General features: G+C 72.1%; 15 protein-coding genes and 1 pseudogene. 12 read left to right on the top strand and 4 right to left on the bottom strand.

The window, feature by feature from the left end; all coding sequences use genetic code 11:
• Positions 1-97 precede the first annotated feature (97 nt).
• The 4 genes from ACGFYQ_RS28745 to ACGFYQ_RS28730 all read left to right on the top strand — a co-directional run bounded on the left by ACGFYQ_RS28745 (position 98) and on the right by ACGFYQ_RS28730 (position 8514).
• Positions 98-3883 carry a S8 family serine peptidase gene (locus tag ACGFYQ_RS28745; RefSeq protein WP_393748816.1) on the top strand — a complete coding sequence of 1262 codons (3786 nt, stop codon included), beginning with the start codon at positions 98-100 and terminating at the stop codon, positions 3881-3883.
• 102 nt (positions 3884-3985) lie between these two features.
• Positions 3986-6124 (top strand): protein phosphatase 2C domain-containing protein, encoded by a 2139-nt coding sequence (locus tag ACGFYQ_RS28740; protein WP_393748814.1) that lies wholly within the window; start codon positions 3986-3988, stop codon positions 6122-6124.
• 85 nt (positions 6125-6209) lie between these two features.
• Positions 6210-7952, top strand: a complete 1743-nt coding sequence (locus ACGFYQ_RS28735; protein WP_393748812.1) for a pyruvate dehydrogenase — start codon at positions 6210-6212, stop codon at positions 7950-7952.
• 175 nt (positions 7953-8127) lie between these two features.
• A complete protein-coding gene (locus ACGFYQ_RS28730; RefSeq protein ID WP_393748810.1) occupies positions 8128-8514 on the top strand; it encodes an ATP-binding protein in 387 nt (128 codons plus the stop codon).
• 51 nt (positions 8515-8565) lie between these two features.
• On the opposite strand, the gene ACGFYQ_RS28725 is transcribed toward ACGFYQ_RS28730, so the two are convergent.
• Positions 8566-9627 carry a DUF2637 domain-containing protein gene (locus ACGFYQ_RS28725; RefSeq protein WP_393748808.1) on the bottom strand — a complete coding sequence of 354 codons (1062 nt, stop codon included), beginning with the start codon at positions 9625-9627 and terminating at the stop codon, positions 8566-8568.
• Between the two features lie 197 nt (positions 9628-9824).
• The gene (locus ACGFYQ_RS28720; protein WP_393748806.1) at positions 9825-10694 is read right to left on the bottom strand and encodes a (2Fe-2S)-binding protein; all 870 of its coding nucleotides are present in this window, start codon (positions 10692-10694) and stop codon (positions 9825-9827) included.
• Between the two features lie 103 nt (positions 10695-10797).
• Between ACGFYQ_RS28720 and ACGFYQ_RS28715 the strand changes: the two genes are divergently transcribed.
• A complete protein-coding gene (locus ACGFYQ_RS28715) occupies positions 10798-11454 on the top strand; it encodes a GntR family transcriptional regulator (RefSeq protein WP_393748804.1) in 657 nt (218 codons plus the stop codon).
• A gap of 369 nt (positions 11455-11823) precedes the next feature.
• Here ACGFYQ_RS28715 and ACGFYQ_RS28710 read toward each other — a convergent pair whose 3' ends face one another.
• Both ACGFYQ_RS28710 and ACGFYQ_RS28705 read right to left on the bottom strand, forming a co-directional pair.
• Positions 11824-12627: a hypothetical protein gene (locus tag ACGFYQ_RS28710; RefSeq protein WP_393748802.1), complete on the bottom strand. Its 804-nt coding sequence runs from the start codon at positions 12625-12627 to the stop codon at positions 11824-11826.
• Between the two features lie 166 nt (positions 12628-12793).
• Complete coding sequence (locus ACGFYQ_RS28705; protein WP_393748800.1) at positions 12794-14473, bottom strand: PucR family transcriptional regulator; 1680 nt, start codon at positions 14471-14473, stop codon at positions 12794-12796.
• A gap of 254 nt (positions 14474-14727) precedes the next feature.
• On the opposite strand from ACGFYQ_RS28705, the gene ACGFYQ_RS28700 reads away from it, so the two are divergent.
• The 7 genes and pseudogenes from ACGFYQ_RS28700 to ACGFYQ_RS28670 form a co-directional block, all read left to right on the top strand.
• The gene (locus ACGFYQ_RS28700; protein WP_031151493.1) at positions 14728-15624 is read left to right on the top strand and encodes a xanthine dehydrogenase family protein subunit M; all 897 of its coding nucleotides are present in this window, start codon (positions 14728-14730) and stop codon (positions 15622-15624) included.
• 2 nt (positions 15625-15626) lie between these two features.
• Positions 15627-16235, top strand: coding sequence for a (2Fe-2S)-binding protein (locus tag ACGFYQ_RS28695; protein ID WP_393748797.1), 609 nt, complete (start codon positions 15627-15629; stop codon positions 16233-16235).
• A gap of 2 nt (positions 16236-16237) precedes the next feature.
• Entirely contained in the window at positions 16238-18643 is a 2406-nt protein-coding gene (gene pucD, locus ACGFYQ_RS28690; protein WP_393748795.1) for a xanthine dehydrogenase subunit D, read from the top strand.
• Positions 18644-18974: 331 nt separating this feature from the next.
• A complete protein-coding gene (locus ACGFYQ_RS28685) occupies positions 18975-20438 on the top strand; it encodes an NCS2 family permease (RefSeq protein WP_215146377.1) in 1464 nt (487 codons plus the stop codon).
• A 112-nt stretch (positions 20439-20550) separates the two neighbouring features.
• Positions 20551-21711, top strand: a complete 1161-nt coding sequence (locus tag ACGFYQ_RS28680) for an XdhC family protein (RefSeq protein ID WP_393748793.1) — start codon at positions 20551-20553, stop codon at positions 21709-21711.
• Positions 21712-21828: 117 nt separating this feature from the next.
• Positions 21829-22407 carry an IS607 family transposase gene (locus ACGFYQ_RS28675; protein WP_393748791.1) on the top strand — a complete coding sequence of 193 codons (579 nt, stop codon included), beginning with the start codon at positions 21829-21831 and terminating at the stop codon, positions 22405-22407.
• A 218-nt stretch (positions 22408-22625) separates the two neighbouring features.
• Positions 22626-22849 (top strand): annotated as a pseudogene (locus ACGFYQ_RS28670) (IS200/IS605 family accessory protein TnpB-related protein); the annotation flags it as partial.
• Positions 22850-22941 lie beyond the last annotated feature (92 nt).

Genomic DNA, 22941 nt, shown 5'->3' with positions numbered 1-22941 from the left:
CGCCACCGCAGCACCAACATCCGCTGGCCAGAAGCCATTTACGCGGCAGCTTTGCCGTGCAATGCAGTAGTTGGCCGGAATTCACCTGGGGAGAGCGATGCGCCCGATATCGCGTACGGCACTCGGGGCGGCCACAGCGGCCGTCCTGGCTGTCACCGCCGTCGGCCCGTCGACGGCACAGCCGAGCGATGGAGCGTCCGAAGCGGGAAAGCGACCACTCGTGGGGAGCGAGGCGGCCGGAAGGCAGCCCACCGCCCCCGTCACGGTGACCCTCGTCACCGGAGACCGGATCGCGGTCTCCACCGACGCGGCCGGCCGGACCGCCGCCACCGCCATGCCGCGGGAGGACGGCTCGCAGCCGGTCGTACAGACCCGCCAGTCCGGCAAGGACCTGTACGTCTATCCCGAGAGCGCGGTCAAGGCGCTCGCCGCGGGCAAGGCCGACCACGAACTCTTCAACGTCACCGGCCTCATCCGGCAGGGCTACGACGACGCGCACGCCAAGAAGCTCCCGCTCATCGCGGTCTACGACGGTTCCGTGAACGTGGCGCGCAGCGCCCCGCCCGCGCCCCGCGGCGCCGACCGCTCCCTTGTCCTCGGCTCCATCGGCGGTGTCGCCCTCGCCGCCGACAAGGCGCAGGCCGCCGCCTTCTGGGCCGATGTCACCGCCGACGTCACCGGTACGGACGCCCGCGCGCGCTCCGCCTCCGGCGGGCTGAAGAAGCTGTGGCTGGACGGCAAGGTCCAGGCGAACCTGGAGCGCTCCACCCGGCAGGTGAACGCCACCGCAGCCTGGGCCGCCGGATACGACGGCAAGGGCACCAAGGTCGCCGTCCTCGACACCGGCACCGACCTGGAGCACCCCGACCTCAAGGGCCGCGTCTCCGGGTCGAAGAACTTCACCGACTCGGACACCGACGCCGACCGGCAGGGCCACGGCACCCACACCATCTCCACCGTCGGCGGCTCCGGAGCCGAGAGCGGCGGCGCCAAGAAGGGCGTGGCCCCCGGCGCCGAACTGCTCAGCGGCAAGGTCCTCAACGACGCGGGCTACGGCCTGGACTCGTGGATCATCGCCGGCATGGAGTGGGCCGTCGCGTCCAAGGCCGACGTGGTCTCCATGAGCCTGGGCGACCCCTCGCAGACCTCCTGCGACGACCCGCTCGCCGCGGCCGCCGAACGGCTCTCCCAGCAGGGCCCGCTGTTCGTCATCGCCGCCGGCAACTCCGGCCCCGGCAACAACACGGTCTCCTCGCCCGGCTGCGCGGCCAGTGTGCTGACCGTCGGTGCCGTCGACCGCGACGACAGGACGGCTTCCTTCTCCAGCCGCGGCCCGGCCGGACTCCAGCACATCCTCAAGCCCGAGATCGCCGCCCCCGGCGTCGGGATCTCGGCCGCCGCGGCGGGCGGGCGCGGGGTGTACGCGTACCAGTCCATGTCCGGCACGTCGATGGCCACCCCGCACGTGGCGGGCGCCGCCGCGATCGTGAAGCAGCGCCACCCCGACTGGACGTCCCAGCAGGTCAAGGCCGCCCTCGTGGGCTCGGCCGACACCGGCGTCCCCGGGGACGTACGGGAGACCGGCGGCGGCCGCCTCGATGTGCGGGCCGCCATCGGCACCACCGTCACCGGCGCGCCCGCCGTGCAGGGCGGCACGTACAACTGGCCGCAGGACCGCAGCGACCGCACGACCGTCGAAGTCCCGTACACCAATACGGGCAAGAGCCCGGTCACGCTGGACCTCGCCGTCGAGAAGGTCACCGGCAACGACGGCTCCGCCGTCCGCAGCCAGGTCGCCCGACTCGAACGGCGTACGGTGACCGTCCCGGCCGGCGTCACCGTCAAGGTGCCGCTCGCGCTCGACCCGGCCGCGAAGCTGGAGCGCTCCCAGTACGGGGACGTCACCGGCCGCGTCGTCGCCACGGCGAACGGCGTGCGCGTCTCCACCCCCTTCTCGCTGTACGTGGAGCCGGAGACGGTGACCCTGCGGGTCAAGCTGATCGACCGCTCGGGCAAGCCGGCCGCCGGACCGTCCTCCCTGGACGTGATCGGCACCGACGACGCCACCGGCGAGCGCCGCTTCAACGACGGCTCCGTCGACCAGGTCTACCGGGTCCGTCCGGGCGCGTACTTCCTCTCCGCCTTCGTGGGCACCCCCGACGCGGGTGAGGGAGACGGCCGGCTGATCGACTCCCTCACCTACCTCGGCCGCCCGCAGGCCGAGGTGAAGAAGGACACGACCGTCGTGCTCGACGCCCGCAAGGCCGGGCGCCTGGCCGTCGAGGCCGACAAGCCGGTCGAGGCCCGCAACACCACCCTCGGGTTCGCCCGCAGCTGGGACGACGCCTGGCTGCACGCCGGCACCGCCGCGGGCGGCCGGACCATCCGCGGCTTCTACGCCTCCGTCGAAGGCCGCGCGAAGGACGGAGACTTCGAGTTCGGCAGCTACTGGCGGGCGGCCGCGCCGCTCGTCTCCGAGCTGAAGGCCGTCGGCGGTCCGGTCCTGCACCCGATCACCGCGTCCACCGGCAGTGACAACCTCGACGGAAACGGCAGCGCGCCGCTCGTGAACGCGGGCACCGGCACCCCCGAGGAGCTCGCCGCGGTCGCCGCCAAGGACGCGATCGTCCTGGTCAAGGCCACGGACGGGGCGCTGTACGAGGTCGCGCGGAACGCGCAGGCCGCCGGAGCCAGGGCACTGCTCGCCTACCGGGAGGCCCCCGGCCGCTGGGTCGGCTTCACCGGCTACGCGGGCGGCGCACTGCCCTCCCTGGCCATCGAGGCGGCCGAGGGCAAGGCACTGCTGGACAAGCTGGCGGCGGGCCGGGTCACGCTGTCCTGGAAGGCCACGGCGAAGAGCCCGTACGTCTACTCGCTCGCCTTCCCCGAGACGGGAGAGGTCAAGGCGGGCCACACCTACCGGGTGCGCGACCGCGACCTCGGCCAGGTCGATTCCACCTACCACTCCATGGGCGTGGCCGCCGACTTCATCGATCTGGCCGGCGCCTACCGGCCGATCGGCAGCGCCGTGTACTTCGGCGGGTTCGAGAACGTGGCGGCGCCGGGCCGGCGGACCGAGTACTACTCCGCCGGGGACACGGCCTGGGACCAGGTGCTCTCCAGCAGCTTCCCCTGGGGCGAGTTCATGGTCGGCGAGCAGCACACCTACGCCAAGGGGCAGAAGGCCGAGGCGAGTTGGTACGACGGGGTGACCGGCCCGGTCGCGCCGCGCGACAGCGCGGGCAAGGAGGTCCTGGCCGCCGAGCGGCAGGGGAACCTGATCGGCTTCGCCTCCGCCATGTGGGGGGACAGCAGCCACTCCGCGCAGCCGGGCAGCTTCGGTGACATCGGCAACCTCCAGCTCAAGCGCAACGGGGAGGTCATCGGCGACAGCTGGTACCCGTTCGGGGTCTTCGAGATCCCGGCCGAGGAGGGCCGGTACGAACTGACCCAGGCCATCGAGAAGATCGGCCCGCCGTCGCGCGTCTGGCAGCGGTCCACCTCGGTCCGGACGAGCTGGGGCTTCACCTCGAAGCTCGACCCGTCGGCCTACTCGCAGGGACTGCCGATCCTCTTCCCGCGCTACGCAGCCCCGCTGGACGGGATGAAGACGGTCGCGGCGGCGAACGGCCAGAGCATCGGGCTGAGCGTCACCGGGCACGCGGGCTACGCGCCCGGCGCGCTGAAGTCGGCGAAGCTGTCGTACTCCTACGACGGTGAGAACTGGACCGAGGCGAAGGTGAGCGAGCGCGGCGGCCGGTGGACGGCGGTCGTGGACCACGCCGGAGCCGCGGGCAAGCCGGTTTCGCTGAAGGTCGAACTGACCGACGCGAACGGCGCGTCCGTGACCCAGACGGTCGCGCGGGCGTACGACGTCCGCTAGTCCGTACGGGTTATGCGGAAGGGGTTCACCGGGGGGCGGCCCGGTGGACCCTTTTCGCGCATTCGGCGTTTTCCGCCCGTGCGGGAGGCCGAGAATGAGGGCATGAGTCAGCAGGGCGCGGGCGCGGACGACTGGTGGCAGAAGCTCTACGAGGACCCGGACGCGGTCCCGGAAGCCGACCCGGGGGACACCCTGGACAACCGCTTCCGCTCGGCGTCGGTCCTGACGACGGACCCGGGACCGGGATCGGTTCCGGCGCCGCCGGGCCGCGAGCCGGTGCCCGAGCGCCCGCCGGCGCCACCGCCCGCCGCGCCCGCCCCGCCCGCCGGGGAGCCGCTGCTCCCGGGCCCCCGCCGTTCGCCGCCCCCACCCCCGCCGGGCTGGCCGCCCGCCCCACCCCCGGCTCCGCCACTGGAGTCCGCCGCACCACCGCCGCCGCAGCCCTCGCTTCCGGACGGACCCGCCCACGCGGCTCCGCCGTCCCCGGCTCCGCCGTGGGATTCTGCCCCAGCGCAGGCGCCGTCGCAGAGCACGGCTCCGCCGGGGGAGTCCGGCGTACCGGCGCCGCAGCAGCCCCCACTTCCGGCCGGGCCCGCCCATGCGGCTCCGCCGCCGTCCCCGGCTCCGCCGTGGGATTCGGCGCAGGCGCAGGCGCCGTCGCAGAGCACGGTTCCGCCGGGGGAGTCCGGCGTACCGGCGCCGCAGCAGCCCCCGCTTCCGGCCGGGCCCGCCCATGCGGCTCCGCCGAAGTCCCCGGCTCCGCCGCCGTCCCTGGCTCCGCCGTGGGATTCGGCGCCGTCGCAGAGCACGGTTCCGCCGGTCGAGTCCGGCGTACCGGCGCCGCCGCAGCCCCCGCTTCCGGGCACGGACCAGGCACCGGGCCAGGACGCGGGACTGCCGGTGCGACCGTCGCACGCGGCTCCGCCCGTGGGGGCCTGGTCCGCGGCCGGGCCGTCCCCGGCCGTGCCGCCGCCGGGGGAGTTCGCCCCGGCGGAGCCGGCGGAGGCCCCGCTGCCGCCCCCGGAGGGGCCGGCGCAGGCCCCGCTTCAGGTTCCGCCCCCGCGCACGGTCCCGGAGGCCGGTCCGCCGCAGGCCGCACCTCAGGGTCCGGGGCCGGCCCCGGACCCCGGAGCCGACCGGCCGGGGCCGGGGCTGCTTCCCGGGCCGCGGTCGGCCGCGGAGCAGCAAGCGGTCCTCCCGCCCGTGCCCCCGCGGGATCCGCGGGCCGGGGGTGTCACCGGGTACGTCCTCGGGGACGTGGACGTACCGCCGGTGCAGCCGCCCGGGCTGCCCGCCCGGCGCCGGGACGTGCCGCAGCCCGGACCCGCACCCGCAGCTGAGCCGGCGGAGCCGGACCGGCGGGCCGAGGTGCGTCACCTCGGCGACCGCGCGCCCACGTACGCCGCCGAGCCCGGCGCGCTTCCGCCCGCCGACCCGGCCGCACTCGACGGGCTGACCGCCGACACCGTCCTGGAGGGCGCCCGCTACGGCACGTACACCCTGCGCGCCGCCTCCCTGCGCGGCGACTCCGCCCGCTTCCGCGGCGAGGCCCGCCGGGACTTCCTGCTCACCGCCCGCTTCGGCGGCGGCGACGACGCCCTGGTCCTGGTGGCCCTCGCGGGCGGCGACCGGTCCGCCCCCGGAGCCGCCGAGGCCGCCGCCGAGCTCTGCCGGACCATCGCGGCGGCCGTCGGGCGCAGCCAGGAGCGGCTGGGCGACGACATCCGGGCCGGGCGCCGCGACGCCCTGCGCTCCGGCCTCCAGCGCCTCACCGACCGGGGGTACGGGCGGCTGCGGGCCCGCGCCGCCGAGCTGGGGCTCGCCGAGGAGGCGTACACCGCCGGAGTGCGCGGGCTGCTGCTCCCGGTGGACCCCGAATGCCGGACCCGGGTGTGCTTCGGCGCGGGCGCGGGCGGGCTGTTCCGGCTCCGGGCCGGGGCGTGGCAGGACCTGGAACCGGCGGCCGGGACCGTCCGGCCGCCCGAGACCGCCGAAGCCGCCGAGCCCGCCGACGGCGGCTTCCGGTTCCGCGCGTCCGTGGCCCGCCCGGGCGACACCCTGCTGCTGTGCTCCGGCGGTCTGGCCGAGCCGATGCGGGAGGAGGCGGTCCTCGCGGCCGAGCTCGCCGCGCGCTGGGCCGACCCGGAACCGCCCGGGCTCGCCGCGTTCCTCGCCGACACCCAGCTCCGCCTCAAGGGCTACGCCGACGACCGCACGGCCGCCGCAGTCTGGGAGGCGTAACCGGCGCACACATGGCTGGATGGGAGGCACACGCAACGGAGAACCGGACGGGACCGGACCGGAGACCGCGAAGGGTGCCTCCCCCATGGCCAAGCAGAACGTGGCAGAGCAGCTCGTCGACATCCTCGTGCGCGCCGGCGTCCGCAGGATGTACGGGGTCGTCGGCGACAGCCTCAACCCCGTGGTGGACGCGATCCGCCGGACAGGTGACATCGACTGGATCCAGGTCCGCCACGAGGAGGCGGCCGCCTTCGCGGCCGGCGCCGAGGCCCAGATCACCGGCCGTCTCGCCGCCTGCGCGGGCTCCTGCGGCCCGGGCAACCTGCACCTGATCAACGGCCTGTACGACGCCCACCGCTCGATGGCCCCGGTCCTCGCGCTCGCCTCCCACATCCCCTCCTCGGAGATCGGCCTCGGCTACTTCCAGGAGACCCACCCCGACCGGCTGTTCACCGAGTGCAGCCACTACAGCGAGCTGATCTCCAACCCCCGGCAGATGCCCCGCGTGCTCCAGACCGCCATCCAGCACGCCATCGGCCGCAGCGGCGTCGGCGTGGTCGCGCTGCCCGGAGACATCGCCGCCGAGCCCGCTCCGGAGAAGACGGTGGAGCACGCCCTCGTCACCGCCCGGCCCTCCGTACGCCCCGGCGACGGCGAGATCGAGAAGCTGGTCCGCCTCGTCGACGAGGCCGACAAGGTCACGCTCTTCTGCGGCAGCGGCACCGCCGGGGCGCACGCGGAGGTGATGGAGTTCGCCGGCCGGGTCAAGGCGCCCATCGGGCACGCCCTGCGCGGCAAGGAGTGGATCCAGTACGACAATCCGTACGACGTCGGTATGAGCGGGCTCCTCGGCTACGGCGCGGCCTACGAGGCGACCCACGAGTGCGACCTGCTGATCCTGCTCGGCACGGACTTCCCGTACAACGCCTTCCTCCCCGACGACGTGAAGATCGTCCAGGTGGACATCCGGCCCGAACACCTCGGCCGCCGCTCCCAGTTGGACCTCGCGGTCTGGGGGGACGTACGGGAGACCCTGCGCGCCCTGAACGCCCGGGTGAAGGTCAAGACGGACCGCCGCTTCCTGGACCGGATGCTGAAGAAGCACGCGGACGCGCTGGAGGGCGTGGTCAAGGCCTACACGCGCAAGGTGGAGAAGCACACGCCCATCCATCCCGAGTACGTGGCCTCGGTGCTCGACGAACTTGCCGACGAGGACGCCGTGTTCACCGTCGACACCGGCATGTGCAATGTGTGGGCCGCGCGCTATCTTTCCCCGAACGGCAAGCGGCGCATCATCGGCTCCTTCAGTCACGGCTCCATGGCCAACGCCCTCCCGCAGGCCATCGGCGCACAGTTCACCGACCGGAACCGTCAAGTGGTGTCGCTGTCGGGCGACGGCGGTTTCTCGATGCTGATGGGAGATTTCCTCACCCTGGTGCAGTACGACCTACCCGTCAAAGTGGTCCTCTTCAACAACTCATCCCTCGGTATGGTCGAGTTGGAGATGCTGGTTTCCGGCCTGCCCTCCTACGGGACGACGAACAAGAACCCCGACTTCGCCGCCATCGCCCGCGCGGCGGGCGCCTACGGGGTCCGCGTGGAGAAGCCCAAGCAGCTCACAGGGGCTTTGAAGGACGCGTTCAAGCACCGGGGACCTGCTCTGGTGGACGTGGTGACCGACCCCAACGCCCTGTCGATTCCGCCGAGGATCAGCGCCGAGATGGTGACCGGATTCGCACTTTCCGCCAGCAAGATCGTGCTGGACGGCGGGGTGGGCCGGATGATCCAGATGGCTCGATCCAACCTCCGCAACGTACCGCGCCCATAAGCCCGCAGGAGTGCGGAACCGCCCGGGGGGCATGCATCCCGTAGACCTGTTCGAGAGCAGTGGACACGGGAGGGACATCGCCGTGCGGGTGGGGGCGAAGACAGGGAAGCCGTGGAGGAGGGGCCGGCCCGTACCGCGCGAACCGTCGGTCGAGGACGGGGGAGCGGTGGAGGGGGTGGAGATCACCCGGAGCGTGCGCCGGGCGGATCTGAAGGCCGTGGGGGAAATCCGGCGGGCGCTCCGGGAGTTGATGCGCCACCGGTACCGGACCGACAGCGCGGAGGTGGCCGAACTCCTGGTCACCGAACTCGTCACCAACGCCCTCGTCCACACCGAGCAGGGCGCGGAGGTGTCCGCGAGCCTCGCCGCCACCCGGTTACGGGTGGAGGTCCGGGACTACGCCTCCCGCCGGCCCCTGCCGTACGTACCGACCGCCGACGACGGTACGCACGGCCGGGGGCTGATGCTGGTGCAGGCGCTCGCCGACGCGTGGGGCGTGGACGTGGTGGAACCGGGCCGCGGCAAGGTGGTCTGGTTCGAACTGGACGGAGGGCTCGCCTGAGAAAAGGCGAGCCCTCCGGGGTTCCCACCGGATGTTCCGGTGCAGGACCCATCAGCCGAACTGCTGCTCCAGGTCCTTCAGTTTGCGCTCCAGTGAGTCGAGCCGGGGGATCGTCTGGGTGTCGTCCTCGGCGGTGAGGTCCACCGTCCGGGGACCGGTCACCTCAAGGGACTCGGTTGCGTTGACGGCCTGCAGGGAGGGCCTTCGGCGCAGTGATGGCAGTTGGTCCCGTTCCGGTATGGCCGGCTCCGCGCCGACCGGCGCGGAGCCCGTTCCGGGGGCGAGCCCCGGCATGTCGCCCTCGCGGGCGCGTGCCCGCCCGAACGCCCTGTTCTGCCGGCCCAGCGCCCTGATGTGCGCGCGGTCCAGGCGGTGCTGCTCCCGCCGGCGGTGCCGGTCGTTCTCCTTCTCCTTCTTGTCCTCGCGCACCTCGTCCACGGCCTCGTCGAGGGTGCGCACCCCCTCCAGCAGCATGAGCGACCACGCGCCGAAGGTCTCCCGGGGCGCCCGCAGCCAGCGGACCATGCGGATCTGCGGCAGCGGCCGGGGGATCAGACCCTGTTCGCGCAGCGCCGCCCGGCGGGTCTGCTTGAGGGCCCGGTCGAAGAGGACGGCCGCCGAGAGCGACATGCCGGCGAAGAACTGCGGGGCCCCGTCGTGGCCCATCCCGCGCGGCGCGTGCACCCAGTTGAACCAGGCTGCCGCGCCCGCGAACAGCCAGACCAGCATGCGCGAGCCGAGGGCCGCGTCGCCGTGGCTGGCCTCGCGGACGGCGAGCACCGAGCAGAACATGGCCGCGCCGTCGAGCCCGAAGGGGACCAGGTACTCCCACCCTCCGGAGAGGTTGAGGTTCTGCCGGCCGAAGCCGACCAGCCCGTGGAACGAGAGCGCGGCGGCGACCGCCGCGCAGCAGAAGAGCAGGACGTACGAGGCGGTCCCGTAGACGGCTTCCTTGCGCCTGCGGCGCTCCTCGCTGCGCTCCCAGCTGTCCTCGGCCGGGGCCTTCTCGCTCTCGCGCTTGCCCCGGGCCAGTACCGCAACTGCCGCAAGTACGCCCAGGATCAGCAGGCTGCCGGGCAGCAGCCAGTCCAGCGATATGTCGGTCAGTCTCATGCGGATTTCCTTGCCTCGCGTCTGCGGCTGTGCGGCTTCCGGGCGCCATAGTGGCGCAGCCGGCCGGCCGTGCACGCGGGATTCGGGGCAAGTGGACGCCATCGGGGGGCGGGGCCCGCCGGATAGGGTGTTGTTCTTCGAACTGACGCCCGTACGAGCCGAGTTGAGTTCGATTATGGTCACCCCTGCGGGTGGGTTCAGGCAGTGGCGGCCGCGGTGAGGGCGACGCGGTCCGCGTCGCAGGTACGGGGGCAGGTGACGCAGGTGTCGTCCGGCCGGATCGTGTAGAAGAGGCAGCAGCTGGCCCGGTCCCGCGTGGGCAGCTCCGTGCCGTCCGGGCCGGTGAGGGTACGGAATCCCGCGCCCCCGGTGTACGGGGCGGTCGAGCCGGGCAGGAGGGCCTCCAGCTCGGCCATGGCCCGCTGCTCCTCGCCGAGCAGGTGGCCGACGTACCAGAGGCTCTCGACGACCTCGTCGGTCACCATGCCCCACAGGGCGCGGCGGCCGCGCCGCATGCGCGGGCCGAAACCTTCCAGCACGGGGCCGAGGTGCTGGGCCACCGCAGCCCGCACCTCATCGCGCAGCGCCTCCTCGCCGGGCACGACACGGGCCCCCGGGAGAGCGGCCGCCGGGTCGTCCGGCAGGCAGGCGAAGCTTTCGACCCGCACGGTCATCCGGCCCAGCGTCCGGTGGAAGGCCACCTCGGAGGCCGGGAGCCGGGGCACCCGCCGGTGCAGGAACCAGGGGACGGTGATCAGCAGGCAGGCCGGCCACGCGTACCGGTGCAGCCCGAAGCTCGCGACCACATCGGGCCGGGCCTGGCGCCCGTAGTCCCGCAGCACCTGGGCTTCGTCCCAGGCGAGGAAGGTGTCCAGGGCCGGTCCGCCCGCCGCGAGCTCGTCCGCGCCGACCCAGCCCACACCGCTGGGCGGGTCCTCGTGCGCGGCCCGTTCGGCGACCCTCAGCCCGGCGAACGCCTCCGCCAGACGGGCGTACGCGTCCGCCACCGCGGAGCCGGGCGGGGCGGACGTGACGTCCGGGGTGGGGGGTACGGCCGTGACGGTCATGACGGACCACCGAATCGCGCGATCGTTAACAGGTTAGCCTTACCTTACCCGATCGCGATCAGGTCGTATCCTCAGAACAGGTCGAGACCTGTAGGAGGACCGCGTGCCGTCGATTCCGGCGCAGAAAACCGCCCGGAAGGTGCTACGCCATTCGGTGCGCGGGCAGATCCTCGACGCCCTGCGCGCGGCGCTGGTCGAGGGCGAGCTGGTGCCGGGCGAGATCTACTCCGGGCCGGCGCTGGGGGAGCGCTTCGGGGTCTCCGCGACCCCTGTACGCGAGGCGATGCAGCAGCTGGCGCTGGAGGGGGCGGTGGAATGCCTCCCGAACCGCGGCTTCCGCGTCCTGTCGCACACTCCGCGCGAGCTGGCCGAGCTGGCCGAGGTACGGGCCCTGCTCGAGGTCCCCGTGATGCTGCGGCTGGCCCGTGGGGTGCCCGCGGAGACGTGGGAGGCGCTGCGGCCGGCGGCCGCCGCGACGGCGGAGGCGGCGGCGGCGGGCGACGTGCCGGGTTACGCGGAGGCGGACCGGGCCTTCCACCGCGAGGTGCTCGCGCTGGCCGGCAACGAGCAGCTGGTCCAGGTGGCCGAGGAGCTCCATCGGCGGGCGCAGTGGCCCCTGCCGGGTGCTCCGCGGGTGCGGCGGGCGGATCTCGTCGCCGATGCGGCGGAGCACGCGGCGCTGCTGGAGGCCCTGATCGCCGGTGACCTCCCGGTGGTGGAGTCCCTCGTGCGCGAACACTTCGCGGGCTCCGCCCTCTGACCCTCCGGCCCGTCCGCCGTGGCCCGGTGCGGCGCCGCTGCCGGGAGCTCCGCCCCGGACCCCCGCGCCTCAAACGCCGGCGGGGCTGGTTGGCTGCCGGGAGCTCTACTCTCCGACCCCCATGCCTCAATAGCCGGCGGGGTTCGAAGCGTGCGGCGCCGTTGCCGGGCGGCTTCGCCCCCGGACCCTCCCCCAGACTCCGTCCGGGGGGACCCCCAGCGCCTCAAACGCCGGCGGGGCTGGATTTCGGCTGGTGCTGCCTGCCTGGCGCGGGCTGGGTTGCCCGCAGGGCAATTTCAGCCTCGCCGGCGTTTGAGGCGCGGGGTCTGGGGCGGAGCCCCAGGTCGTTGAGTCCCGCTTGGTGCGGGGCTACGCCGCAGGCGAGGTGGCGGGGGAGGGGGACGGTTGGAGTTGGTCCGCCAGCCAGGTGGGGATGCCGCCCAGGAGGTGGAAGAGGCGGCGGGCCTCCGCGCGGAGGCGGGCCGCCTCGGGTTCCGGCTCGGCCTCGGCCAGGGCGGCCAGCGCCGGGGCCGTGCCGATCAGGAAGCCCAGTTCCTCCCGGATCCGCAGGGACTCCAGGAACCCCTTGCGCGCCTCCGCGACCTCGCCGTCCCGCAGGGCCAGCGCCGCCAGGTGCCGCCAGGTGAAGGACAGCAGCAGCGTGTCCCCGTGGACCACCGCTCCGGCGTGGGCCCGGTGGTAGGCCGGACGGGCCGACTGCGGGGCGTCCGCCAGGTGCTCGGCCACCAGGCCGCGACGGAAGTCCAGCAGCGGGCGGGTCCGGGAGCCGGGAGACAGCAGGGCCGCCGCCCGGCCCAGCGCCGAACGGGCCTCGTCGGCCCGGTCGCGGACGCCGAGCACGGTGGCCGCGTAGGCCAGGTGACCCCGTTCGCACGCGGCCGCGCCCCGGTCGTCGTCGTCCCGCGCCACCGCCTCGGCGATCCGCAGCGCGTCCTCGGCCTCGGCCCAGCCCTGCCCCGTGAACAGGCACCGCTCGACCAGCAGCGCGGTCCGCTGCACAGCGGCTCCGGCATGGGCGGGTTTGCCGACGTGTGGCGTCAGCAGCGCCGCCGCGTCGGTCCAACAGCCGCGCGAGCGCAGCCGCCATATCGCCCGCTGGAGGGGGTCGTCTCCCCCGGTAGATCCGGCACCCGACATGGCGGTATCCGCCACATTGCCCTCCCCAAAGCAATCAAGCAGCACATCGTTGAGCCCTGGGGCGAAATGAGAGCACGGATCGGCGGCTCCGGCCAAGGGGTCGGGTGAACCTTTTCACAAAGTCCGGACGGATCATCAGCCACCCCCGGGCCGGACCCGGCGGCCGCGGGGGTGGATCTTCTCAGCTCATGCGCAGTGCCAGGAAGAAGTCGAGCTTGTCCTCCAGCCGGGACAGGTCACGTCCCGTCAACTGCTCGATTCGCCCTACCCGGTAGCGCAGGGTGTTGACGTGCAGGTGCAGCCGCGTCGCGCAGCGGGTCCAGGAACCGTCGCAGTCGAGGAAGGCCTCCAGCGTCGGGATGAGCTCCGCGCGGTGGCGCCGGTCGTAGTCCCGCAGAGGGTCCAGCAGCCGGGCCGTGAAGGCGCGGCGCACGTCGTCCGGCACGAACGGCAGCAGCAGCACGTGCGAGGCCAGCTCGTGGTGGCCCGCCGCGCAGACGCGGCCCGGGCGGGCCGCGGCGACCCGGCGGGCGTGCCGGGCCTCCTCCAGCGCCCCGCGCAGCCCCTCGGCGGAGTGCACGGCCGCGCTGACGCCGAGCGTGAGGCGCCCGTCGTCCGCCAGACCGGCCTGCAGGGGGTCCCGTACGGCCGTGAGCAGCTCGTCGGCGTGCAGGGCCGAGTCGGGGCCCTTCTCCTCCCCGCCCTCCCCGGACAGCGATGGCAGCGGCACGAGGGCGATGGCCTCGTCCCCGGCGTGGGCGACGGCGATCCGGTCCGAGGGCTCCGGCCCCGAGACGGACGGGTCGACGAGGATCTCCTCCAGCAGCGACTGGGCCACCGGGCCGCCGGGGATGTCCCCGCCGTCCCAGTCGACCCGGGCCACGACGACCTGCCAGTGCGGCGCGGCGCCCAGTCCGGGCAGCAGCACGGGGGCCGCCACCCGCAGGCGGGCGGCGATCTCGGCGGGCGGGGCACCCGTCTGGACCAGTTCGAGGACCTCCTGTGCGAGGCGGCGGCGCACCGTGCGGGCCGCGTCGCGCCGGTCCCGCTCGACGGCGATCAGCTGGGTCACGCCCTGGAGCAGGTCCAGGCGCTCGGCGGGCCAGTCACCGGCGTCCGCCTCGACGGCCAGCAGCCAGTCCGACAGCACGCTCTCGCGCACGTCCCGGGAGGCCGGACCAGCGGCTCCGCGGCCGTGTCCCCTGATCGGGAAAAGGGAGTAGGTAATACCCTGAATGGAGATCCGGTGCGGCCCCCTGCGGCCCGTCCGGACCGCCGCGAGGTGCTCACTCGCCAGCGCCGAGCAGATGCCCGGTGCCAGCGGCTCGCCGGCCCCGGCGATCTGCCGGCCCGTGGGCGAGAGCACCCAGGCCCGGAGATCGAGGTCGGTGGTGAGCAGATCCAGCACCACATCGGGTCCACCGCCCGCCGGGCCCGAGGTCATCAGACGGCGATGGCGGTCGACGACGGCCGCGAGATCCCCCGCGCGCTCGCCGGAAACCTGGCGCACCACGTACTCGGTGATCGTGGCGAATGCAATGTCTTCGTTCACAGCGAACAGCGGCAGCCGGTTGCGCCGACAGGCTGATACCAGATCATCCGGGATGTCTCCCAGCTCCGCCTCGCCCGCGGCGAGCCCGGCGACGCCGGCGCTCGCGAGGATTCGTACGAACGGCTCTGAGTCGGCTGAATTCCTTCGCCAGGCCAGGCCAGTGAGGACGAGTTCGCCCCCGGAGAGGTATCGGCTGGGATCGCGCAGGTCGGTCGTCATGACCCCGCGCACCGTCCGGTCGAGTTCGTCCTCGCCGCCCAGCAGCCGCAGCCCCAGCGCCTCGGTTTCCAGCAGTGCGCGCAGCCGCATGATGTCGCCGCCGATCTGTCTCGAATGTTGCCGTTGGAAATCGGGCAGGTCGTTGCATCCTGCCTTTCATACGAATCTACAAGACGAGGGAGGCCGCCAGCCAACTCCTTCATGGTTTCGGTGACTGCACCCGGGGGACGCGCGGCTTGTGTACTGACTCCACACCGCGTTAACAGCACGTGAACGACCAGTCGAGGGCCCCACGGCCTCCTGGCTTGAAGTGAACGACACGATGAAGAAGAAGAGAGCCGCTCATGGACTTCCTTCGCCCCGCCAGCTGGGAGGAGGCGCTCGCCGCTAAGGCCGAGTTCCCCACAGCTGTGCCGATTGCGGGTGGCACCGACGTGATGGTCGAGATCAACTTCGACCACCGTCGGCCGGAGTACCTTCTGGACCTGAACCGCATCGGTCTGCTGCGGGAGTGGGAGGTCGGCGAGGACGTGGTTCGTCTGGGCGCCTCCGTCCCGTACACGCAGATCATGGAAAACCTCCGTACGGAGCTTCCGGGTCTCGCGCTCGCCTCGCACACGGTCGCGTCCCCGCAGATCCGCAACCGCGGCGGCGTCGGCGGCAACCTCGGTTGCGCCTCGCCGGCCGGCGACTCCCACCCCGCGCTCCTCGCGGCGGGAGCCGAGGTCGAGGTGGAGTCCGTACGCGGCTCTCGCCTGATCCCGATCGACGAGTTCTACACCGGCGTCAAGCGCAACGCGCTCGCCGCCGACGAGCTCATCAAGACCGTCCACATCAAGAAGGCGGACGGCCCCCAGCAGTACTCCAAGGTCGGCTCCCGCAACGCGATGGTCATCGCGGTCTGCGCGTTCGGTCTGGCACTGCACCCGGAGACCCGCACGGTCCGCACCGGCATCGGTTCGGCGGCGCCGACCCCGATCCGTGCGAAGGCCGCCGAGGAGTTCCTGAACGCCGCGCTCGAAGAGGGCGGCTTCTGGGAGTCCGGCAAGGTCATCACCCCGTCGATCGCCAAGCAGTTCGGTGACCTCGCCTCCGGCGCGGCCAACCCGATCGACGACGTCCGCGGCACGGCGAAGTACCGCCGTCACGCGGTTGGCATCATGGCTCGCCGCCAGCTCGTCTGGACCTGGGAGCAGTACCGCGGTACCGGCAACGGCCGCTCGCTTGAAGGGGCTGCGTAATCATGCGCGTCAATTTCACTGTCAACGGCCGTCAGCAGGAAGCCGACGACGTGTGGGAGGGCGAGTCCCTTCTCTACGTCCTGCGCGAGCGCCTGGGCCTGCCGGGTTCGAAGAACGCCTGTGAGCAGGGCGAGTGCGGTTCCTGCACCGTCCGTCTCGACGGCGTGCCGGTCTGTTCGTGTCTGGTGGCCGCCGGCCAGGTCGAGGGTCGCGACGTCGTGACCGTCGAGGGCCTGGCGGAGTTCGCCAAGCAGCGCGAGGAGCACGGCCACGGTGGTGCCTGCGGCACCGGCGGCGGCTGCGGCAGCAAGGGCGGCGTCTCCCTGGACGCGGCCAAGCAGTGGCAGGCCAAGCCGGGCGACTCGCAGACCGGCGAGGGCGTCGAGCTCTCCAACATCCAGCAGGCGTTCATCGACGCCGGCGCCGTCCAGTGCGGTTTCTGCACCCCGGGCCTCCTGGTCCAGGCCGACGCGCTGCTGGAGGAGAACTCCTCCCCGTCCGACCAGGACATCCGCGAGGCCCTGTCCGGCAACCTCTGCCGCTGCACGGGCTACGAGAAGATCCTCGACGCGGTCCGCCTCGCGGCCGCCCGTCAGGCAGAGGCGGTCTGACCATGGCTCAGAACACGCGCACGGTTCCGGCGGGTACGCCGACCAACGTCACGCAGAAGCACACCAAGGGCGGCATCGGAGAGTCCATCCTCCGCCCGGACGGCACCCTCAAGGTCACCGGCGAGTTCGCGTACTCCTCGGACATGTGGCACGAGGACATGCTGTGGGGCCAGACCCTGCGCAGCACCGTCGCCCACGCCGAGATCGTCTCCATCGACATCTCCGAGGCGCTCGCGATGCCCGGCGTCTACTCGGTGCTGACCTACGACGACCTGCCGGCCGAGATGAAGAACTACGGCCTCGAGATCCAGGACACCCCGGTTCTCGCCAACGGCCGGGTACGTCACCACGGTGAGCCGGTCGCCCTCGTGGCCGCCGACCACCCGGAGACCGCCCGCCGCGCGGCCGCCAAGATCAAGATCGACTACCGCGAGCTGCCGCTCGTCACGGACGAGGCCTCCGCCCTCGCCCCCGACGCGCCGCTGATCCACGAGGGCCGCGACGACCACCACATCGGTCACGTCCCGCACCCGAACATCGTGCACCGTCAGCCGATCATCCGCGGCAACGTGGAGGAGGCCCGCAAGCGCGCCGACGTCATCGTCGAGGGCGAGTACACCTTCGGCATGCAGGACCAGGCCTTCCTCGGCCCGGAGTCCGGTCTGGCCGTGCCGTCCGAGGACGGCGGCGTCGACCTGTACGTAGCCACCCAGTGGCTGCACTCGGACCTCCAGCAGATCGCCCCGGTCCTCGGCCTCCCGCCGGAGAAGGTCCGCATGACGCTCTCGGGCGTCGGCGGTGCCTTCGGTGGCCGCGAGGACATCTCGATGCAGATCCACGCGTGCCTCCTGGCGCTGGCCACGAACAAGCCGGTCAAGATCGTCTACAACCGGTTCGAGTCCTTCTTCGGTCACGTGCACCGTCACCCGGCGAAGCTCTACTACGAGCACGGCGCCACCAAGGACGGCAAGCTCACGCACATGAAGTGCAAGATCGTCCTCGACGGTGGCGCCTACGCCTCGGCCTCCCCGGCCGTCGTCGGCAACGCGTCGTCCCTCTCGGTGGGTCCGTACGTCCTGGAGGACGTCGACATCGAGGCGATCGCGCTCTACACGAACAACCCGCCCTGTGGCGCGATGCGCGGCTTCGGCGCCGTCCAGGCCTGCTTCGCGTACGAGGCCCAGATGGACAAGCTCGCGGCGAAGCTGGGCATGGACCCGGTCGAGTTCCGCCAGCTGAACGCCATGGAGATGGGCACGATCATGCCCACCGGCCAGGTCGTGGACTCCCCGGCCCCGGTCGCCGAGCTGCTGCGCCGGGTCAAGTCCCGCCCGCTGCCGCCGGAGCGCCAGTGGGAGACCGCCGGCGAGGGCGCGGACGTCCGCGCGCTGCCGGGTGGCCTCTCCAACACCACCCACGGCGAGGGCGTCGTCCGCGGCGTCGGCTACGCGGTCGGCATCAAGAACGTCGGCTTCTCCGAGGGCTTCGACGACTACTCCACCGCCCGCGTGCGCCTGGAGGTCATCAACGGCGAGCCCGTCGCGATGGTCCACACGGCCATGGCGGAGGTCGGCCAGGGCGGCGTCACCGTTCACACCCAGATCGCCCGTACCGAGCTGGGTGTCACGCAGGTGACCATCCACCCGGCCGACACGCAGGTCGGCTCCGCCGGTTCCACGTCCGCCTCGCGGCAGACGTACATGACCGGTGGCGCCGTGAAGAACACCTGTGAGGCCGTGCGCGAGGCCGTCCTGGAGATCGGGCGCCGCAAGAACGGCTCCTACCACCCGGCGTGGGCCACGGCCGAGCTGCTGCTCGAAGGCGGCAAGGTCGTCACCGACGGCGGCGAGGTCCTCGCGGACATCGCCGACATCCTGGAGGGCGAGGACGCGATCGACCTGGAGCTGGAGTTCCGGCACCGGCCGACCGTCGCCTTCGACCTGGAGACCGGCCAGGGCGACGGGCACGTCCAGTACACCTTCGCCGCGCACCGCGCGGTCGTCGAGGTGGACACCGAGCTCGGCCTGGTCAAGGTCGTCGAGCTGGCGACCGCCCAGGACGTCGGCAAGGCGCTCAACATGCTCTCCGTGGTCGGCCAGATCCAGGGTGGCACCACCCAGGGCCTCGGCGTGGCGATCATGGAAGAGATCATCGTGGACCCGAAGACCGCGAAGGTGCGCAACCCCTCCTTCACGGACTACCTGATCCCGACCATCCTGGACACCCCGACCATCCCGGTCGACGTCCTGGAGCTCGCCGACCCGAACGCGCCGTACGGCCTTCGCGGTATGGGCGAGGCCCCGACCCTCTCGTCCACCCCGGCCGTCCTCGCGGCGATCCGGCAGGCGACCGGTCTGGAGCTCAACAAGACGCCGATCCGTCCGGAAGCCCTCACGGGCACCCTCTAGGACGGCGTGGTCCGGGGGCCGCGAGGCCCCCGGACCCCCTCAGACTCTCCGGGTGGTGCGACATGGGAACGTCACACTTCACATCGCACCGCCCGGAGTACGAAGTACCGCACCGCTCGCGGTCCGCTTCACCCGGCAGTACCCCTGCACCCAGCAACACCCCCAGCAGTACCGGAATACCAGCGGTAACCCCCGCAGTACCCGCAGTACACGCAGAACTTTCGCGTCGCCTCGGGCCGTCACCCCGGGTCGTGCAGCCAACGGAGTTTCCCAAATCCCGCGTCTCCAATCTTTATGCGGGTGCCCCTTTGAACCTTGGGAGTTAGGCACCATGACCCAGTCGTCTGTGGAGCCCAAGACCACCGCGGAAGAGGCCGGCGACGGCTCTCGCACCCCCGCCGGGCGTTCTTGGCTCGATCGGTACTTTCACATAACGCACAGAGGATCCAACGTCGGCAACGAGGTCCGTGGCGGTATCACGACCTTCATGGCCATGGCGTACATCCTCCTGCTCAACCCCCTGCTCCTCTCGGGCAAGGACGTCGCGGGCACCGTGATGGACGGGTCGGCGATCATCACCGCCACCGCCTTCGCCGCGGCCGTCACCACGCTCCTCATGGGCTTCGTCGGCAAGGTGCCGCTGGCCCTCGCCGCCGGCCTCTCCGTGTCCGGCGTGCTCGCCTCGCAGGTGGCCCCGCAGATGACCTGGCCGCAGGCCATGGGCATGTGCGTGGTCTACGGCGTCGTGATCTGCCTCCTGGTCGTCACCGGCCTCCGCGAGATGATCATGAACGCCATCCCCCTCGCGCTGAAGCACGCCATCACCATGGGCATCGGCCTGTTCGTCGCCCTGATCGGCTTCGTGAAGGCCGGGTTCGTCGGCAACGGCGGGGAGTTCATGCCCCCCGTCCAGCTCGGTGCGACCGGTGAGCTGTCCGGCTGGCCCGTGCTGCTCTTCGCCGTCACCCTGATCACCATCTTCATGCTCCAGGCCCGCAAGGTCCGCGGCGCGATCCTGATCGGCATCGTCGGTGGCACCGTCCTCGCCGCGATCATCAACCTCATCGTGGACATCGACCCGAAGGCCTGGAAGAACGGTCCGCCGGAGCTCAGCGGCTCCGCGGTCTCGATGCCGGACTTCTCGCTCTTCGGCGACGTCTCCTTCGGCGGCTGGGGCGACGTCGGCTACATGACGGTCGGCATGATCGTCTTCACCCTGGTGCTCGCCGGCTTCTTCGACGCCATGGCCACCATCATCGGCGTCGGCACCGAGGCCAAGCTGGCCGACGACAAGGGCCGCATGCCGGGCCTGTCCAAGGCCCTGTTCATCGACGGCGCCGGTGGCGCCATCGGTGGCGTCGCGGGCGGCTCCGGCCAGACCGTGTTCGTCGAGTCCGCGACCGGCGTCGGTGAGGGAGCCCGCACAGGCCTCGCCTCCGTCGTCACCGGCCTGTTCTTCGCCGCCTGCCTCTTCTTCACCCCGATCACCCAGATCGTCCCGGGTGAGGTCGCCTCCGCGGCCCTGGTCGTCATCGGCGCGATGATGATGCAGAACGCGCGCCACGTGGACTGGGCCGACAGCTCGACCTCGATCCCGGTCTTCCTGACCGTCGTGATCATGCCGTTCACCTACTCGATCACCGCCGGTGTCGCCGCGGGTGTCATCTCCTACGTCGCCATCAAGATCGCTCAGGGCAAGGCCCGCGAGATCGGCGGCTTCATGTGGGCGCTGACCGGAATCTTCCTGGTCTTCTTCTCGCTCCACCCGATCGAGGGCTGGCTCGGGGTCGGCTGACCCCGGCCGCACAGGTCAGGTCCTACCTGATCCGTAGCGCCTGATCCGTACGAAGAACCGCGCACTCCACGTATCCGATACTGGAACCCGAACCTCTCCGAGGAGGCCGCACATGCTGGACATCGCCGAAGAACTGAACCGGTGGGTCGAGCAGGGACGTGACTTCGCCGTCGCCACGGTCGTGGCGGTCGGCGGGAGCGCGCCCAGGCAGCCCGGGGCCGCACTCGCCGTCGACGGCGAGGGCACGGCCATCGGCTCGGTGTCCGGCGGATGCGTGGAGGGCGCGGTGTACGAGCTGTGCCGGCAGGCGCTGGAAGACGGCGAGACCGTCCAGGAGCGCTTCGGCTACAGCGACGACGATGCCTTCTCCGTGGGCCTGACCTGCGGCGGCATCATCGACGTCCTCGTGACCCCGGTCCCCGTGGGCTCTCCCGTACGGGAGGTGTTCGCGGCCGGCCTGGCCGCCGCCGCTCGTGGGGAGGCGGCGGCGGTCGCCCGGATCGCCGAGGGACCGGCCGAGCTGATGGGCCGCGCGGTGCTCGTCCGCGCCGAAGGCCCCTTCGAGGGCGGCTTCGGAGGCCACCCCGAGCTGGACCGCACCATCGCCGAAGAGGCCCGCGCCATGCTCGACGCCGGCCGGACCGGCGTGCTGGAGATGGGCGCCGACGGCCGGCTCTGCGGAGAGCCGCTCAAGGTGCTGGTCGAGTCCAGCGTCCCGCCCCCGCGCATGATCGTCTTCGGTGCCATCGACTTCGCCTCCGCCCTCGTGCGCATCGGCAAGTTCCTCGGCTACCGGGTCACGGTGTGCGACGCGCGGCCGATATTCGCGACGAAGACCCGTTTCCCCGAGGCGGACGAGATCGTCGTCGACTGGCCGCACCGCTACCTGGAGACCACCGCCGTCGACGGCCGGACCGTCCTGTGCGTGCTCACGCACGACGCCAAGTTCGACGTGCCGCTCCTCGAACTGGCCCTCCGGCTCCCCGTCGCCTACGTCGGCGCCATGGGCTCCCGCCGCACCCACGAGGACCGCAACGAGCGGCTCCGCGCGGTCGGCGTGACCGAGCTCGAACTGGCCCGGCTGCGCTCCCCGATCGGCCTGGACCTCGGCGCCCGCTCCCCGGAGGAGACCGCGCTGTCCATCGCCGCCGAGATCGTCGCCAACCGCCGCGGCGGCACCGGCGCCGCCCTGACCGGGGCGCACATCCCGATCCACCCCGACCTCCAGGCCACCTCGACCACGGTGATCGGCCGGATCGGCTCCGTCGCTTGAAGGAGGGCCGGCCGAACGTGAGCAAGGGCGCTTCTTCTGAGGAGTTGGGGGCTACTGGTTCCTTGGTTCACCCTTGTGAGTGATAGTGCGCTTTGGTGCGTGTTGTTAGTCAGGTGTATGAACCTCAAGGAGTGGGCGAAGGCGCAGGGTGTGCATCCGCAGACCGCGTATCGCTGGTTCCGTGAGGGCAATTTGCCGGTTCCGGCTGAGCGTGTCGGGCCGCGCACGATTCTGGTGAACGTGGAGGCCGACACCGTCCCAGGCGTGGTCGGTGGTGTCGGCCTGTATGCCCGTGTTTCCTCTCCCGGTCAGGAGCCGGATCTGGAGCGTCAGACGGCCCGGTTGTCGGCGTGGGCGGAGAAGGCCGGGCATCGGGTGGTGCGGATCGAATCCGAGGTTGCCTCCGGGATGAACGGCTCCCGTGCCAAGGCGCGTCGCCTGTTGGCCGATCCGGATGTCACGACCGTGGTGGTGGAGCACAAGGACCGGCTCGGGCTGGTGAACGTCGAACTCATCGAGGCGGCCCTCTTCGCGACGGGCCGCCGCCTGGTCGTTCTGGATGACGGCGGGGCCGAAGACGACCTGGCCGCTGACATGGTCGAGGTGCTGACCGCGTTCTGTGCCCGCGTGTACGGACACCGCTCCGCGAAGAACCGGGCGCGCAGGGCGTTGGAGGCAGCGGCCAACGATGGCTGAGCCGACCGGGAAGTTACGCGCCATCGCCCCTTCGTTTGTGGCGCTCGGTCCCTCTGGTGTGGCGATACGCGACCGCCTCAAGCACCTCACCCCAGAGGATCAGGAGGTCCTCCGGGCTGTTGGCGAGCATCAGGGCAGGCTCGCATCCCGTGACCTCAGGCAGCGTTGCGCGGACGGTCCCGATCACAGCACCGACACCTGGGCGAGCCGCAAGCGGGAAGGCCATCGCGATCGAAGACCTCGATTTCACCGCCGAGAAGACACGGGAGAAGCACGGCCGCAGGAAACGGTTCCGGCAGGTCATCTCCGGTATCCCGACCGGCAAGATCAAAGCCCGACTCGTGTCGATGGCCGCCGAACACGGTCTTGCCATCGTCGCGGTCGATCCGGCCTACACCTCCCAGTGGGGAGGCCAGCACTGGCAGAAACCGCTGGTGGGGGGCGGGGGGGGGGGGGGGCGCGGGGGGGGGGGGGGGCGGGGGGGGGGGGGGGGGGGGGGGGGGGGCGGGGGGCGGGGGGGGGGGGGCGGGGCGC

Origin of the sequence: Streptomyces sp. NPDC048258, assembly GCF_043201995.1 — a bacterium.
Taxonomy (GTDB): Bacteria; Actinomycetota; Actinomycetes; order Streptomycetales; family Streptomycetaceae; genus Streptomyces.
This window is presented reverse-complemented; position numbering and strand designations above follow the sequence as displayed.

Coding starts and splice junctions, on each gene's coding strand:
- ACGFYQ_RS28685 (WP_215146377.1), top strand. CDS start 18,975: ATGACCCAGTCGTCTGTGGAGCCCAAGACCACCGCGGAAGAGGCCGGC.
- ACGFYQ_RS28695 (WP_393748797.1), top strand. CDS start 15,627: ATGCGCGTCAATTTCACTGTCAACGGCCGTCAGCAGGAAGCCGACGAC.
- ACGFYQ_RS28705 (WP_393748800.1), bottom strand. CDS start 14,473: ATGCGGCTGCGCGCACTGCTGGAAACCGAGGCGCTGGGGCTGCGGCTG.
- ACGFYQ_RS28725 (WP_393748808.1), bottom strand. CDS start 9,627: ATGAGACTGACCGACATATCGCTGGACTGGCTGCTGCCCGGCAGCCTG.
- pucD (WP_393748795.1), top strand. CDS start 16,238: ATGGCTCAGAACACGCGCACGGTTCCGGCGGGTACGCCGACCAACGTC.
- ACGFYQ_RS28745 (WP_393748816.1), top strand. CDS start 98: ATGCGCCCGATATCGCGTACGGCACTCGGGGCGGCCACAGCGGCCGTC.
- ACGFYQ_RS28735 (WP_393748812.1), top strand. CDS start 6,210: ATGGCCAAGCAGAACGTGGCAGAGCAGCTCGTCGACATCCTCGTGCGC.
- ACGFYQ_RS28720 (WP_393748806.1), bottom strand. CDS start 10,694: ATGACCGTCACGGCCGTACCCCCCACCCCGGACGTCACGTCCGCCCCG.
- ACGFYQ_RS28675 (WP_393748791.1), top strand. CDS start 21,829: ATGAACCTCAAGGAGTGGGCGAAGGCGCAGGGTGTGCATCCGCAGACC.
- ACGFYQ_RS28680 (WP_393748793.1), top strand. CDS start 20,551: ATGCTGGACATCGCCGAAGAACTGAACCGGTGGGTCGAGCAGGGACGT.
- ACGFYQ_RS28740 (WP_393748814.1), top strand. CDS start 3,986: ATGAGTCAGCAGGGCGCGGGCGCGGACGACTGGTGGCAGAAGCTCTAC.
- ACGFYQ_RS28700 (WP_031151493.1), top strand. CDS start 14,728: ATGGACTTCCTTCGCCCCGCCAGCTGGGAGGAGGCGCTCGCCGCTAAG.